19 protein-coding genes are annotated in these 14,017 nt (G+C 38.7%); 17 read left to right on the plus strand and 2 right to left on the minus strand.

Annotated features, from left to right (window positions below; genetic code table 11):
• Positions 1-110: 110 nt before the first annotated feature.
• Positions 111-1,541: a type I glutamate--ammonia ligase gene (gene glnA / locus CYP77_RS06530; protein WP_103567339.1), complete on the minus strand. Its 1,431-nt coding sequence runs from the start codon at positions 1,539-1,541 to the stop codon at positions 111-113.
• A gap of 87 nt (positions 1,542-1,628) precedes the next feature.
• Positions 1,629-2,408, minus strand: coding sequence for a histidinol-phosphatase (locus CYP77_RS06535; RefSeq protein ID WP_103599719.1), 780 nt, complete (start codon positions 2,406-2,408; stop codon positions 1,629-1,631).
• Positions 2,409-2,544: 136 nt separating this feature from the next.
• Here CYP77_RS06535 and CYP77_RS06540 point away from each other — a divergent pair, with 136 nt between their 5' ends.
• From CYP77_RS06540 to CYP77_RS06620, 17 genes are all read left to right on the plus strand, one after another.
• Positions 2,545-3,303 carry a chemotaxis protein gene (locus CYP77_RS06540; protein ID WP_103567337.1) on the plus strand — a complete coding sequence of 253 codons (759 nt, stop codon included), beginning with the start codon at positions 2,545-2,547 and terminating at the stop codon, positions 3,301-3,303.
• Positions 3,303-4,562, plus strand: a complete 1,260-nt coding sequence (locus tag CYP77_RS06545) for a peptidase U32 family protein (RefSeq protein WP_103567336.1) — start codon at positions 3,303-3,305, stop codon at positions 4,560-4,562. The genes CYP77_RS06540 and CYP77_RS06545 overlap by 1 nt, the downstream gene beginning before the upstream one ends.
• The gene (gene purE, locus CYP77_RS06550) at positions 4,559-5,053 is read left to right on the plus strand and encodes a 5-(carboxyamino)imidazole ribonucleotide mutase (RefSeq protein ID WP_103567335.1); all 495 of its coding nucleotides are present in this window, start codon (positions 4,559-4,561) and stop codon (positions 5,051-5,053) included. Before CYP77_RS06545 ends, purE begins: the two co-directional genes overlap by 4 nt.
• Positions 5,054-5,064: 11 nt before the next feature.
• Positions 5,065-5,538 (plus strand): DUF3972 domain-containing protein, encoded by a 474-nt coding sequence (locus tag CYP77_RS06555; RefSeq protein ID WP_103567334.1) that lies wholly within the window; start codon positions 5,065-5,067, stop codon positions 5,536-5,538.
• A gap of 3 nt (positions 5,539-5,541) precedes the next feature.
• The gene (locus tag CYP77_RS06560; protein WP_103567333.1) at positions 5,542-5,958 is read left to right on the plus strand and encodes a GyrI-like domain-containing protein; all 417 of its coding nucleotides are present in this window, start codon (positions 5,542-5,544) and stop codon (positions 5,956-5,958) included.
• Between the two features lie 10 nt (positions 5,959-5,968).
• On the plus strand, positions 5,969-6,829 hold the full coding sequence (glyQ, locus tag CYP77_RS06565) for a glycine--tRNA ligase subunit alpha (RefSeq protein ID WP_021084368.1): 861 nt from the start codon (positions 5,969-5,971) through the stop codon (positions 6,827-6,829).
• A gap of 6 nt (positions 6,830-6,835) precedes the next feature.
• Positions 6,836-7,558 (plus strand): Nif3-like dinuclear metal center hexameric protein, encoded by a 723-nt coding sequence (locus CYP77_RS06570; RefSeq protein WP_103567332.1) that lies wholly within the window; start codon positions 6,836-6,838, stop codon positions 7,556-7,558.
• Between the two features lie 16 nt (positions 7,559-7,574).
• The gene (locus CYP77_RS06575; RefSeq protein ID WP_103567331.1) at positions 7,575-8,282 is read left to right on the plus strand and encodes a zinc ribbon domain-containing protein; all 708 of its coding nucleotides are present in this window, start codon (positions 7,575-7,577) and stop codon (positions 8,280-8,282) included.
• Positions 8,283-8,290: 8 nt separating this feature from the next.
• On the plus strand, positions 8,291-9,427 hold the full coding sequence (gene waaA, locus CYP77_RS06580; RefSeq protein ID WP_103599720.1) for a lipid IV(A) 3-deoxy-D-manno-octulosonic acid transferase: 1,137 nt from the start codon (positions 8,291-8,293) through the stop codon (positions 9,425-9,427).
• The gene (locus tag CYP77_RS06585; RefSeq protein WP_103599721.1) at positions 9,424-10,182 is read left to right on the plus strand and encodes an RluA family pseudouridine synthase; all 759 of its coding nucleotides are present in this window, start codon (positions 9,424-9,426) and stop codon (positions 10,180-10,182) included. Before waaA ends, CYP77_RS06585 begins: the two co-directional genes overlap by 4 nt.
• Positions 10,183-10,244: 62 nt before the next feature.
• The gene (gene ffh / locus CYP77_RS06590) at positions 10,245-11,585 is read left to right on the plus strand and encodes a signal recognition particle protein (RefSeq protein ID WP_021085569.1); all 1,341 of its coding nucleotides are present in this window, start codon (positions 10,245-10,247) and stop codon (positions 11,583-11,585) included.
• Positions 11,586-11,656: 71 nt separating this feature from the next.
• Positions 11,657-11,884 carry a 30S ribosomal protein S16 gene (rpsP, locus tag CYP77_RS06595; protein WP_009293992.1) on the plus strand — a complete coding sequence of 76 codons (228 nt, stop codon included), beginning with the start codon at positions 11,657-11,659 and terminating at the stop codon, positions 11,882-11,884.
• Entirely contained in the window at positions 11,884-12,126 is a 243-nt protein-coding gene (locus CYP77_RS06600; RefSeq protein WP_009293991.1) for a KH domain-containing protein, read from the plus strand. Before rpsP ends, CYP77_RS06600 begins: the two co-directional genes overlap by 1 nt.
• Complete coding sequence (gene rimM / locus CYP77_RS06605; protein WP_103566759.1) at positions 12,119-12,649, plus strand: ribosome maturation factor RimM; 531 nt, start codon at positions 12,119-12,121, stop codon at positions 12,647-12,649. The genes CYP77_RS06600 and rimM overlap by 8 nt, the downstream gene beginning before the upstream one ends.
• The gene (trmD, locus tag CYP77_RS06610; protein ID WP_103566762.1) at positions 12,646-13,338 is read left to right on the plus strand and encodes a tRNA (guanosine(37)-N1)-methyltransferase TrmD; all 693 of its coding nucleotides are present in this window, start codon (positions 12,646-12,648) and stop codon (positions 13,336-13,338) included. Before rimM ends, trmD begins: the two co-directional genes overlap by 4 nt.
• Before the next feature lie 8 nt (positions 13,339-13,346).
• Positions 13,347-13,703, plus strand: coding sequence for a 50S ribosomal protein L19 (rplS, locus tag CYP77_RS06615; RefSeq protein WP_002941851.1), 357 nt, complete (start codon positions 13,347-13,349; stop codon positions 13,701-13,703).
• 181 nt (positions 13,704-13,884) lie between these two features.
• Positions 13,885-14,017: ComEA family DNA-binding protein (locus CYP77_RS06620; protein WP_141090841.1), on the plus strand; the 133-nt coding region annotated here is incomplete at its 3' end.

Consider the following 14,017-nt stretch of genomic DNA (forward strand, 5'->3'; position numbering starts at 1 on the left):
TTGACCTTTAAGCACAAATTCAAATTTATATCAAAATTTAACAACCGCAGATTTTAAATTTTATTAAAATAAGAAGTCCCCAAGCCCAAAAAGAGCTTGGAGGTTGCGTTTTAGCAAGAGAAGCAAGTCTTAAACTCATAAGCGGTTGGACGTGCTTCGTAAGGCCAAACCTGAGTTTCAAATTTCATGTGCTGATAAGTGTCGATGAAAAGATCGCTCATTATCGGTTTTAGGTATTCGTTATCGCGGATAAGCGCCTCAAGGCTACCACGAAGTGTGTGTGGGAGCTGCTCGATGCCGCGCTCTCTGATCTCATCGAGGTGAAGTTTAAATAAATTTTCATCCATCGGACCAACTGGCTCGTATTTGTGTTTAACGCCGTCAAGGCCTGCCATTAGCATCGCTGAAAAGGCTAGATAAGGGTTTGCCGTGCTATCAGGGAATCTCATCTCAGCTCTAACTGACTTCTCGCCAGCGCCGTAAGGTATGCGGATGCTCGCTGAGCGGTTTTGGCTAGAGTATGTGAGGATAGATGGTGCTTCAAAGCCTGGGATTAGGCGTTTGTAGCTGTTTGTACTCGGGTTTGTGAAAGCTGCAACGCTTCTTGCGTGTTTTAAAACGCCGCCGATGTAGTGTCTAGCAAAGTCACTTAAATTTGCGTAGTTGCCCTCTTTGTAGAATAAATTTTTGCCGTCTTTCCAAACTGATTGATGCACGTGCATGCCGCTGCCGTTATCGCCATAAAGTGGTTTTGGCATAAATGTAACCGTCTTGCCGTTTAGGTGAGCGACCATGCGAACGACGTATTTGTAAATTTGAACGTTGTCAGCAGCCTCGACTAAGTTACCAAATTTCACGCCGATCTCGCCTTGACCTTGAGCGACTTCGTGGTGTCCTAGGAAAACTTCAAGGCCAACTTGCTCCAAAACCTGCATCATCTCGGCTCTTAGATCGACCATGCTGTCGATTGGCTGTGTCATCAAGTAGCCGCCTTTTCTGCGTGGGCGGTGGCCTGTGTTGTAGCCATCTTTAAAGTCTGCAGCGTCGTTCCACTCACCTTCTTCGCTATCTACTTGATACATCGCGCAGTTTGGGCTGTCGATGATCTTGACATTGTCAAATACGAAAAATTCATTCTCAGGGCCAAAATATGCCTCGTCGCCAAGTCCGCTATCTTTTACATATTGCATAGCTCTTTTTGCGATCGAGCGAGGGCATTTTTCATAAATTTGACCTTTGTAGATGTCGTAGATATCGCAGAAAACAACGACTGTGATGTCAGAGGTAAATGGGTCCAAAAACGCAGATGTCGCTTCTGGCTTCATTATCATATCGCTCTTGTCGATAGGCTGCCAGCCGTTCATCGAGCTAGCGTCCATCGGGATGCCGTTTGTGAAATTCTCTTTTGTAACAGCTTTTATGTTGTAGCTTATGCTGTGCCAAGCGCCGTTTAGATCGGTAAATCTAAAATCTACAAATTTAACTTCATTTTCTTTGCAAAAATCAAAAAAATGATCGATGTTTTGGACAAATTTTCCCATTTTTTATCTCCTTTTGGTTTTTAATTTTCGTATTGTATCACAAAATTTTATATTTAAGATTATCTTTATATTTTATTTGACCCCAAACTAAAATTTTAATAATTCTCTATCTCTATTTTTAAATATCGCACACTTTGAATATCCCAAATTTCTAGCTATCTGCTCACAAATTTCGCCGTTTTTGCCGATGTCTTCTTTGGCGTGAGCGTCTGAGCCAAAGGTGATGGTTATGTTATTTTCGGCGATTAGCTCAAGTAAATTTATGCTTGGATATTGCTCGCCGATGGGCTTTCTAAAGCCAGCTGCGTTTATCTCAACTACCAAATTTGCCTCTTTTATCGCTTTTATCGCGTTTTTGGCTAGGATCCTGACATCTTTTTTAGGTAAAAATTTAAAGAGTTTTAAAAGATCGATGTGCCCCATGATGTCAAATTTACCAAGTTTGGCTGATCTTTCTATGTGATCAAAATACTCCTGCCAAATTTGATCCAAGTCTTTGCCCTCGTAGCCACCGATAAATTCAGGGTTGTCAAACGCCCAGCCGTTAAAAAAATGCACAGAGCCTATTAGATAATCAACCTTTCTAGCAAAAACTCGCTCGTCCATAAAGCCATCTAAAAAGTCCATCTCGTAGCCAAGTAAAATTTCTATCTCACCGCCAAATTCCTCTCTTAAACGTAAAATTTCGTCTTCGTAGCTTTGCATCTCTTCAAATTTCATCCTATAAGCTTCATCGTAGTTCATCGGCGCGTGATCGCTAAAGCCAAAGTATTTTGTGCCAGCTTTTATGGCGCATCTCACAAATTCTAGCGGTTCGCCAACTGCGTGGTTGCAAAGCGGTGTGTGGTTGTGAAGATCGACGGTCATTTTTAGCCTTTTAAAGTCGTTTATTTTTCAAAAATGCTACCTAAAATTTGATAAATTTAAAGATAAACGCATACTTTTTAAACTTTCTTTTTATTTAAATCCTATATAATCAAGGCAAATTTTATTAGGAGCTTTTATGACCCAAGAGGAACTTGACGCGCTTATGGCAGGCGGATTAGAGGATGATTTAGGTGATACTAAAGATGCCAGCCAAGAGGTCGCGGACGTCAAAGAGGAAACAGACGAGGTAGCAGAAGTTGCAGAGGCAATGAGTGCTAAAGCAGATGAGCCACAAGCAAAGTCAGAGAGTAGCTCAAAACAGAGCGAAAACTACAGAGTGAGTGCAGACGGCGTTTGGCCACCACCACCACCGACTGAAGACCATAAAATGGTACATCAGCTTGACGATGTGACAAGAGATAGCGAAGAGAAAGCTACTCAGATGTTTGACAAGCTTGAGACGATAAATAACTTTTTTATGGACGCTGAGAGCGACTCAAACAGCCTAAAAGATGCGATAAACTCAAACGTTGAGCTATTTACGACGCTAAGTGAGAAATTTCCAAATATTGCCGCATTTAGCGAAGCTTTAGAGAAAAACAACTCGCTTCTTGGCACGATCGATAATATCATCTCAAATTTACAAATGGGACAAGATGAGATCATGATGGCTATGGATATGATGCAGTATCAAGACATCCACAGGCAAAAGATAGAGCGTGTTATCAACGTTATGAGGGCACTTAGCAAATATATGAATACCTTGTTTGAAGGTCGTATCGATGATGATAAACGTGTTGGCTCTGCTGTTCATATCGCTGGTGATACAACGACTGAAAACCTAGTCAGCAACGACGACATCGAAGCCTTGATAGAAAGTCTGGGTAAAAAATAGTGCTAAAAAGGCCTGAGCTTTTATCTCCAGCTGGAAATTTAACAAAACTTAAAATCGCCCTTGAATACGGAGCCAACGCTGTTTATGGCTCTGTGGCTAGCTTTTCGCTAAGGACTAGATCGGCAAGGGAGTTTAACCTTGAAACATTCAAAGAGGCGATAGACTACACACACGAAAAGGGAAAGAAATTTTATGCGACCATAAATGCCTTTCCTTTTAACTCTCAGATAGAGCCACTAAAAAGGCACTTACAAACCATCTCAGCGATGAAGCCAGACGCCTTTATCATCGCAACTCCAGGCGTCATGAGCCTAGCAAAAGAGATCGCTCCAGATATCGAGATACACCTCTCAACTCAGGCAAACGTTATGAACGTTTTGGACGCTAAAATTTATCACGATATGGGCGCAAAACGCATCGTCGTGGCACGTGAAATGAATTTAAAAGATGTTATAAAGATAAAAGAGGAAATTCCAACTCTTGATATCGAAATTTTCGTCCATGGCTCGATGTGCTTTGCCTATTCTGGAAGATGTTTGGTAAGCTCCGTGCAAAGCGGTCGTATGTCAAACCGCGGCAGCTGTGCAAATGACTGCAGGTTTAAGTACGAACTTTATGCCAAAAATGAAGAGAGCGGCGTGCTTTTCCGCTTAGAAGAGGACGAAAACGGCACTCACATCATGAACTCAAAAGATCTTTGCCTCATCTCACACATCAAAGAGATCGTTGATAGCGGCGTGATAGATAGCTTTAAGATAGAGGGCCGCACAAAGAGCGAGTACTACGCAGCCTGCACAGCAAGAGCCTATAAAATGGCGATAGATGACGCCATGAACGACAAATTTGACGCGCAAATTTATGAAAATGAGATAAATACGCTGAAAAATCGCGGCTTTACGGACGGCTACTTGGTGCATAGACCTTATGAGCGAACCGATACGCAAAACCACGTTAGCAGCCTAGAAGAGGGCACTCATCAGGTAAATGCGATAAGTGAAGATGGTGAGTTTTTTAAGTGTAAATTTAAAATTTTTCCAGGAAATAGCTATGAGATCGTAGCTCCAACTGGCTCACACATAGATGATAGTGAAAATGAAATTTCTGAGATTTTTACACAAGATGGCAAGAAATTTATCAAATTTAAACAGCTCATCACCAAAAAAGGCAAGGTCATGAGCGAAATTCACAGCGGTAATGAAAATGAGATAAACCTCGGCGTTAAGCTGCCAAAATTTAGTTTTTTAAGGGAGAAAATATGAAATTTGTTTCTATTATAATGGGAAGTAAAAGCGACTATGAGATCGTTAGCGAGGCGGCAAAGACTCTGGAGAAATTTGGCGTAAAATATGAACTGATAATCAGCTCAGCCCACAGAAGCCCAAAAAGAACTAGCGAATACGTCGCAAATGCCGAGAAAAAGGGCGCAAAAGTCTTCATCGCAGCTGCTGGCATGGCAGCTCACCTAGCTGGAGCGATCGCTGCAAACACAACAAAACCAGTGATCGGCATACCAATGGCTGGCTCAGCTCTTAGCGGCGTTGATGCACTTTACTCAACCGTGCAAATGCCAAGTGGCATGCCAGTGGCGACATTGGCTATCGGCAAGGCTGGTGCGATAAATGCAGCCTATCTTGCGGTGCAAATTTTAGCCCTTGAAGATGAGGGGCTAGCAAGTGCGCTAAAGGCCGACAGAGAGGCAAAGATAAAGGCTTTAGAGGATGATTCTTCAAAGGTTGAAGTGATACTATAAAAGGAGAAGCGGTGCAGACCTATCTTGGAGTTGATGAATTTTGCAAACTTGTGCACTTGGAGCGCGAAGTTATCGAGGATATGATAAATCGTGGCGTTTTGAAAACCAAAGAGGAAAATGGAGAAATTTTGATAGAAGCGAGCGAGGGAACGATGAGCGTGGTGCCTAGTGTTTCGCAAAATTTATCCTTGCAGCCGCAAAGCCAAGATGGTTTTACCTTTGTCGAAAAGACGATCGGCACGATACTAAATTTACACGAAAAGGTGCTTGACGCAAAAGATGAGACGCTTGAGACCTTAAGAAATGAGAATAAATTTTTAAAAGAGGCACTCATTTCGATGCAAGAGCTCTATGACGAGGATAGAAAAACGGTCGAAACACTTACAAAACAGCTTAAAATTTCACAAGATGAAGTTGAATTTTTAAAACGAAAATACAAGCTCATGTGGAACCAAGCGGTTGAAAATTTTAACGGACAAAAGTAGTTTATGAAGATTATAAATTTAGAAAATGGCTTTGAAATTTACGGAGTAAAAACTCGTACTAAAAATGAAGATGAAATGGACGGCAACGGCAAAATTCCAGCTTTATGGTCCAAATTTATGAGCGAATACTATGATGGCAAGAGTGAAATTTATAGTGTTTACTGTAACTACGAAAGTGATTTTAATGGACATTACGATAACTTCATCGGCACAATATCACGCCAAAAAGATAGTGAAAATTTAAATATACAAAGCGGAAAGTACGCTCTTTTTAGCTTTGCAAATGAGCCACAAAATGTTGCAAAATTTTGGGATGAAATTTGGAGATATTTTGAAAGTAGCGAGCTAGAAAGAACCTATAAAACAGACTTTGAAAAATACCTAAAAAATAAAATAGAAGTTTATATATCAATAAAATAAAAGGCAAAAAATGACATTTTCACAAATAATACTAACGCTTCAAAACTATTGGCAAGAGCAAGGCTGCGTCATACTTCAGCCATACGACATGCCAGCAGGTGCGGGCACATATCACCAAGCGACATTTTTAAGAAGCCTTGGACCAAAGCCGTGGGCGACAGCATACGTAGCTCCAAGCCGCCGTCCGACTGATGGCAGATACGGCGAAAACCCAAACCGCCTTGGCGCTTACTATCAGTTTCAAGTGCTCATAAAACCAAGTCCAGAAAATATCCAAGAGCTTTACCTAAAAAGCCTTGAAAGACTTGGTTTAAATTTGAAAAATCACGACATCCGCTTTGTCGAAGACAACTGGGAGAGCCCGACGCTGGGCGCTTGGGGACTTGGCTGGGAGGTCTGGCTAGATGGCATGGAAGTGACGCAATTTACCTATTTTCAACAAGTTGGCGGCATCGCGTGCGAGCTCATATCTGGCGAGATAACATACGGCCTTGAGCGCTTAGCGATGTACTTGCAGGACGTAAATAGCGTCTATGACATTGTTTGGGACGACTCCAATGGCAACATCGTAACCTACGCTGACGTGCATAAACAAGGCGAGTATGAGTGGAGTAAATACAACTTTGAAGTGGCAAATGTTGATATGCTTTTTAACCAGTTTGAAAACGCATTTAACGAGTGCAAACGTTGCTTGGAGGCTAAAATTTCACTGCCAGCGTATGATTACTGCATGCTTGCAGCTCATACATTTAACGTCCTTGACGCGCGCGGAGCGATAAGCGTGACGCAAAGACAAGACTACATCTTAAAAATTCGCGAGCTAGCCAAAGAGTGCGCGCTAACATATAAAGAGAGCTTAGAGCAAAAGTAAAATTTGATGAAAATAGCTGAAATTTATAAAAAATTAGATGAAATTTGCCCATTTGTGAGCCAAGAGTCTTGGGATAATAGCGGTCTGCAAGTTGGCTCATTTGACAGCGAATTTGAGCGAATTTATCTAAGCCTTGATATTGATAGCGAGCTTTTGCAAAATGTCTTGCCAAACTCGCTCATTATTACTCACCATCCGCTCATTTTTAAGGGGCTAAAGTGCCTAGACTACAGCTTTTATCCAAGCTCGCTCATAAGAGAGATGATGATAAAAAATATCTCGCTCATCTCGCTTCACACAAACGCCGACCTTGCATTTTTAAATGAAAAATTTGTGACACAGGTTTTGGGGCTTGAAATTTCAAACAAAGAGGGCTTTTTGATCTACGCTGATGTGAAGATGAAATTTAGCGAGCTTTGTAAATTTGTAAAAGAAAAACTTGGGTTAGAAAATTTAAGAGCCGTTCATGCAAAAGATGAAATTTCTAAAATTTGTATCTGTACTGGAAGCGGCGCAGATCTCATCCAAGATGTCAAAGCGGACGCCTTTTTAACGGGCGATCTAAAGTATCACCAAGCCCTTTATGCAAAGGAAAATGGACTAAATTTGATCGACATAAACCACTATGAAAGCGAGCGTTATTTTAGTGATTTTTTAGCAAAATATTTGCAAAATCTAAAAATTGAAGTTATAATAAGCAATTCTAAAAACCCATTTACATATTGCTAACAAAAAAGGAAACATTATGAATAAATATTTGCAACAATTAGTTGAATTATCTGATCTTGACAAACAAATAGACGGCTTCACACCGCGCATACAAGAAGTAGAAAAAGCCTATAAAAGCATAGAAGAAGAGTGTGAAACTATAGCGGTTAATGTAGAAAGACTTGACGAAGAGGTAAATGATCTAAAATCACAAAAATCAGGCACAAACGCTCATATCGCTGAATTTAGCGCCAAGATCAAAGACGTAGCTAAAAAAAGCTCGAGCGCTAAAAGCGAAAAAGAGATAAAAGCACTAAGTCTTGAAGAAGATATCGCAAAAGAGCAGCTTGAAGCAGCAAACGAAGAGATCGCTAGACTTGAAAAACTAATAGACAATAAAAATGCTCAAAAAGATGAGCTAAACGCTAAAAAAACAGAGCTTGAAGGAAATTTAGAAAAGATAAAAAGCGAGGTTTCATCTGAGCTTGAAAAGATCGAAAAAGAGCGCAAAGAGGTTTATGCTAAAAAAGATAAGCTTGTCGCTGCGATGAACCAAAAGATCCTAGCATTTTATGAAAAGATCAGAAAATGGGCTCACAACACAGCAGTTGTGCCTGTTAAAAAACAAGCTTGTTATGGCTGCTTTATGCAGATAAATGATAAAACTTTCTCTGCGGTTGTAAAAGGCGAAGATATCGTTACTTGCCCGCATTGTGGCAGAATTTTATATAAACAAGAGCAATAACACGTTTCGTGATAATAATATATTATTTTTTAGCCTCAATACTCTATTTTTTTGGGGCTATTTTCCTACTTTTCTTAAGTTTTAAAAAAAAGTACCATAGATCGATCCCAGCACGTTTTTTTCTCTTTAATAATCCAAAATTTCAAGATGCAGATGTGCATTTTCATGCTTGCTCGTTTGGCGAGGTGCAAGCGCTTAAGCCTTTGATGCAAAAATTTGAGAGCAAGGCCATAAGTGTGGTGACAAATACGGGCTTTGAAGCGGCAAGTAAAATTTGTTCTAACACAAGATTTTTGCCATTTGAAATTTTCTTGCCATTTTGGCTAAAAAAGAGCAAAATTTTAGTCATTTTTGAGGCTGAGCTCTGGCTTATGCTAGTTTTCATGGCAAAGCTAAAAGGCAGTCGCGTGATACTGATAAACGCTAGAATTTCAGATAGAAGCTACAAAAGTTACTTGAAATTTGGCTTTTTTTATAGATATCTTTTTAAATTTATAGATAAAATTTACGCCCAAAGCGAGCTTGATAAAGAGAGACTAAAGTCGCTTGGAGCAGGCGAAATAGAGGTCGTTGGCAATATAAAAGCTGCATTTTTGCCAAGCGTGAGTAAAATTTATGAAAAGCCAAAAGCTAGAGTGATCGTGCTAGCAAGCACGCATGCTGGTGAAGAAGAGATGATTTTAGATAATTTAAATTTAAAAGCAAACGATCTTTTAATCATCGCACCACGCCATCCTGAGAGATTTGTAGAGGTTGAAAAGCTAGCGAGCGATTACGCTAAAAAGCATGATTTTAGCTTTGCAAAATTTAGTCAAACACATAAATTTGATGCTAAAGTAAATTTGCTTGACACTTTAGGCGAGCTTGTAAATGTCTATGCTATTAGCGATATAGTCGTGCTTGGAGGCAGTTTTGTGCCAAATATCGGCGGGCATAATCCAATCGAGTGTGCGAAATTTAACCCAGTTATAATTAGCGGCGAGTTTATATTTAACCAAAAGGCGCTATTTAGCCTAGTTGAAAACATCTATATCGCAAAGGCAAGCGAGATCGGCGGCATAATGGATGGTGACGCTAAAAAGAGCAAGATCGCCGTGCAGGCAAGCGCTGATGCGATCATAGAAGATATAAGGAGCACTTTATGAGTGAAGAAAAAGCGTATAAAATTTTAGCCAAACAAAAAAACATCTCAAACAACGAGGCAAAGGAGTTAATTGACAGCGGATTAGTCTATGCCAAGGGCCAAAAGGTGATGATCGCCCGTGCACTAATGAGCGAAAATACTAAATTTAACGTCGAAGAGATGCCAAAGCCAAGCGTTATCTTTGAAGATGAAAATTTAATAGCAATTAATAAACCAGCCGCCGTAACTAGTGAAAAAATCAGTCAAATGTATAAATTTCCACTCCTTCACAGGCTAGATAAAGACACAAGCGGCGTGCTGCTTCTTGTAAAAAATGACGAATTTACGAGCCTTGCCATAAATGAGTTTAAAAAGATGAAGGTTGAGAAAATTTACGTGGCCGCAGTTAAGGGTATCATGAGCGAGGAAGCGGTCGTAAATGAGCCGATCTTAACGATAAAAAATAAAAATGGCGCCTTTTCAAAGATCTCAAAAGACGGCAAAGAGGCGATCAGTGAAATTTCACCGCTAATGGTTGTGGGTAAAAAAACGCTGGTAAAAGTTGTCATAAAAACAGGTAGGACGCACCAGATAAGAGTGCATTTAGCTAGTTTAAATTTACCTATCGTTGGCGATGAGAAATACGGCAAAAATAGAGCAAATAGAATGTTTTTGCATGCTTACTCTATCGCTCTTTTAAACTATAAATTCAAAGCGCCGATCCCAAAAGAATTTAACTCTCTTGGATTTGAGATATCTAATAAATTTGAAATTTAAAGAGCAATAAAGAAATTATTTAGTAATATATGCCCTTTAATAACAACTTAGAAAGGTGATTAGTGTTCGAACAAATTAGCGAGTCTTTTAGATTAGCCGTTAGCAAGATACGTTTTGTAGATGACGAGAAAGCTCTAAAAAACGCACTTGACGTGCTTAAAAAAGCTCTTTTAAAAGCTGATGTTCACCATAAAGTCACCAAAGATCTACTCGCGTCTATCGAAAGCGAACTAAAGCAAACTGGCGTTGGTCAAAAGAATTTTTTAGATGCGATCAAGTCAAATTTAACGACTATCTTAACAGCTCCTGGTAATCAAGGCTTTGTCTATGCGCCAGTTGCACCGACTATTGTTTTGATGGCTGGCTTGCAAGGTAGCGGTAAAACTACGACAACTATCAAGCTTGCAAACTATCTAAAACTAAGAAAGAAAAAAGTTTTAGTTGCGGCTTGTGACTTGCAAAGATTAGCAGCGGTTGAACAGCTAAGACAGCTCTGCGTTGCAAATGAGATAGATCTTTTTTATATAGAAAATGAAAACAATCCTATAAAAGTAGCAAAAGAGGCATTAGAAAAGGCAAAAAGTGGCCTTTATGATGTGCTTTTAGTAGATACTGCTGGTCGTCTTGCGATCGATGAAAAATTGATGCAAGAGATAAAAGATGTAAAAAATGCGATAAATCCACATGAAATTTTTTATGTGGCTGACGCCATGAGTGGTCAAGATGCCGTAAAGACAGCTACAAGTTTTAATGAAATTTTGGGAATTTCTGGAGTTATCCTTTCTAAATTTGACTCTGACTCAAAGGGTGGCGTAGCTATTAGCATCGCTAAACAGCTAAATATCCCACTTAGATTTGTCGGTACTGGCGAGAAAGTAGCTGATATCGAGAGCTTTATACCAGATCGTATCGTAAGCCGTATAATGGGCGAGGGTGACTTAGCCACTTTGGTTGAGAAAACATCGACTATTATTGATGAAAAAGAGGCAAAACGTCTAAATCAAAAGATAAAAAAAGGTCAGTTTAACTTTAACGACTTTTTAGATCAAATGGAAAGCGTTAAAAAGCTTGGCAGTATGAAGTCTTTGATGGGGATGATACCTGGACTTTCAAATATTGCAAATCAGATAAAAGATATAGACCTTGATAATTCAAAAGAAATTTTGCATATTAAGGCTATGATAAACTCTATGACGCAAAAAGAGCGTGAAAATCCAGACCTTTTAAACAATAGCAGAAAAAGGCGTTTGGCAGCTGGCTCTGGGCTATCTCAAGTGGAGGTAAATCGCTTTTTAAAGCAGTTTGAAAATGCCTCAAAGCTTGCTAAGAAATTTTCAGGAAAAGGCGGAGCAAAAGGACTTGCAAACATGCTTTCTCAAGCAAATTTAAAAAGACCTGTTTGATAAAAGGGTTTAAATTTGGATATTTGTTATCTAAATTTAAGCTTTATTTAAAAACTAGAGGAGAATATAATATGGCAACAGTAGTAAGACTAACAAGAATGGGACGCAAAAAAAGACCTTTTTATCGTATAGTTGTTACAGATAGCAGAAAAAGACGCGACAGCGGTTGGATAGAGAGCATTGGTTATTACAACCCTATGGTTGAGCCAAATGTTATAAATTTCAACAAAGAGAGATTGGATTACTGGAAAAGCGTCGGCGCTAAACTTAGCGATAGAGTTGCGCAAATTACAAAATAATGGTTGAAAATTTTTTATACGAATACGCCAAGCTGATAGCTGATTTTCCTGAAAAGGTAACTATCGAGCGTCAAGAGCTTGGTGAAAATTTTGTTGAGATCATTATAAGTGCCGATAAGGTTGATACTGGAAAACTTATTGGTAAAGACGGCAAAATGATAAATGCTATAAAGACCGTTATTATTGGCTGTAAAGCAAAAGACAATACAAGTTATAGAGTAACGGTAAAAGCTATTGAATAGTGATATTGTTGAAGTCGCTACCATCGGGAGATGTGTTGGTTTAAAGGGCTACTTGAAGCTTCATAACAAGAGCGACTTCCCAGAGCAATTTAAAAAAGGCGCAACCTTTTTTGATAAAAATAATGATCAGCTCACTATAAAAGACTATAACAGACAAAAAGAGCTGGTTTTGTTTGAAAATTTTGATGACTTAGACCTTGCAAAAACACTTGTAAATAGAACTATCTACACTACAAAAGAGCTCACTAGAAAAAACTGCAAGTTAAAAAAAGATGAATTTTTTCAGTTTGATATTATTGGATTAAAAGTAGTAGAAAATAGTGAAATTTTGGGCATTGTAGAAGATATCCAAGATAATTTTGCAAATTCGCTTTTGTACATAAAAACAGACGAAGAGCTTGTCGTAGCTGGCAAACCAAAGAATTTTTATATTCCATATTTGGGGCATTTTATCGAAACTGTAAATTTGGAAAGCGGGGAGATTTTGGTAAAAGGCGCTAGAGATATCTTAGAAAATTCATGAAATTTACATTTATTACACTTTTTGAAAATTTAGTCAAACCTTACTTTTGTGATTCTATTTTAAAACGTGCGATTAGTAATAAATTTATTGAAATCGATTTCATAAATCCAAGAAATTTTACCAACGATAAGCACAATAAAGTTGATGATTATATGATCGGAGGCGGAGCAGGGCTTTTGATGTTTCCACGGCCTTTGGATGAGTCGATCAAATTTGTAAAAGAAAAAGATAAAAATGCCCACGTGATTTTTTTGACGCCAGCTGGTAAAAAATTTAGTCAAAATGATGCAAAAAGACTTTCTAAAAAAGATCATATTTGCTTTGTTTGTAGTAGATACGAAGGGCTTGATGAAAGAGTTGTTGAGCTTTGGGCGGACGAAGTTTTTTGTATAGGTGATTTTATTTTAACTGGCGGAGAGCTGCCTGCACTTTGTATGAGTGATGCGATATCAAGAAACGTACCTGGGGTTTTAGGAAACGACATGAGTCTTGAAGTGGAGAGTTTTGAAGGTAATTTGCTTGAAGCTCCATCTTTTACAAAACCTGATAATTTTAAATCTATCTTTGTGGTTTCAGAGTTTTTAAAGGGTAATCATGCTAAAATCCACAATTTAAAAAACAAGATGGCTCACTGCAAAACAAGGTACTTTCGCCCTGATTTATATCAAAAGCTAAAGCCACATAAATAAGGAAAAACATGAGAAATAAATACATTGAAGCGTTTGAAAATGCTCAAATTGCTGGTAAGAATATCCCTGACTTCCGTGCAGGTGATACATTGCGTGTGGCTACTCGTATTCATGAGGGCGACAAAACAAGAATTCAAAATTTTGAAGGCATTTGTATAGCTAGACGTGGTAGCGGTACTGGCGAAACATTTATTATCAGAAAAATCGGTGCTAACAGTGTTGGTGTTGAGAGAATTTTCCCAATATTTAGCGACTCTATAGAAGAGATAAAGGTTCTTAGAAAAGGTCGTGTTAGAAGAGCTAAACTATTCTACCTACGTGAACTACGTGGCAAAGCAGCTAAGATTCGCGAACTTAGAAAATAAAACTTTTTCCCTGAAATTTTCAGGGATTTTCTCCTATAAACTATATTTAAAATCATTTTTATATTACTCAATATTTATACTTCATTAATCACTCTTTGCTAGAATTTTACCTCAAATTTACTTTTAAGGAATGGAAATGAAAAAGATTTTGATTTCACTTGCAGCTATTGCATCTTTGGCTATGGCAGCAATCAATCTAAACACAGCTACAAAAGAGGAGCTTATGAGTCTTGATGGTATCGGCAGTGCAAAAGCAGATGCTATCATCGAGTATAGAAAAGCAAATAAATTTAACTCAATCGACGATCTTAAAA

It is taken from the genome of Campylobacter concisus (assembly GCF_002913865.1).
Classification (GTDB): domain Bacteria; phylum Campylobacterota; class Campylobacteria; order Campylobacterales; family Campylobacteraceae; genus Campylobacter_A; species Campylobacter_A concisus_AM.

Coding starts and splice junctions, on each gene's coding strand:
- glnA (WP_103567339.1), bottom strand. CDS start 1,541: ATGGGAAAATTTGTCCAAAACATCGATCATTTTTTTGATTTTTGCAAA.
- CYP77_RS06535 (WP_103599719.1), bottom strand. CDS start 2,408: ATGACCGTCGATCTTCACAACCACACACCGCTTTGCAACCACGCAGTT.
- CYP77_RS06540 (WP_103567337.1), top strand. CDS start 2,545: ATGACCCAAGAGGAACTTGACGCGCTTATGGCAGGCGGATTAGAGGAT.
- purE (WP_103567335.1), top strand. CDS start 4,559: ATGAAATTTGTTTCTATTATAATGGGAAGTAAAAGCGACTATGAGATC.
- CYP77_RS06560 (WP_103567333.1), top strand. CDS start 5,542: ATGAAGATTATAAATTTAGAAAATGGCTTTGAAATTTACGGAGTAAAA.
- glyQ (WP_021084368.1), top strand. CDS start 5,969: ATGACATTTTCACAAATAATACTAACGCTTCAAAACTATTGGCAAGAG.
- CYP77_RS06570 (WP_103567332.1), top strand. CDS start 6,836: ATGAAAATAGCTGAAATTTATAAAAAATTAGATGAAATTTGCCCATTT.
- CYP77_RS06575 (WP_103567331.1), top strand. CDS start 7,575: ATGAATAAATATTTGCAACAATTAGTTGAATTATCTGATCTTGACAAA.
- CYP77_RS06585 (WP_103599721.1), top strand. CDS start 9,424: ATGAGTGAAGAAAAAGCGTATAAAATTTTAGCCAAACAAAAAAACATC.
- rpsP (WP_009293992.1), top strand. CDS start 11,657: ATGGCAACAGTAGTAAGACTAACAAGAATGGGACGCAAAAAAAGACCT.
- CYP77_RS06600 (WP_009293991.1), top strand. CDS start 11,884: ATGGTTGAAAATTTTTTATACGAATACGCCAAGCTGATAGCTGATTTT.
- trmD (WP_103566762.1), top strand. CDS start 12,646: ATGAAATTTACATTTATTACACTTTTTGAAAATTTAGTCAAACCTTAC.
- rplS (WP_002941851.1), top strand. CDS start 13,347: ATGAGAAATAAATACATTGAAGCGTTTGAAAATGCTCAAATTGCTGGT.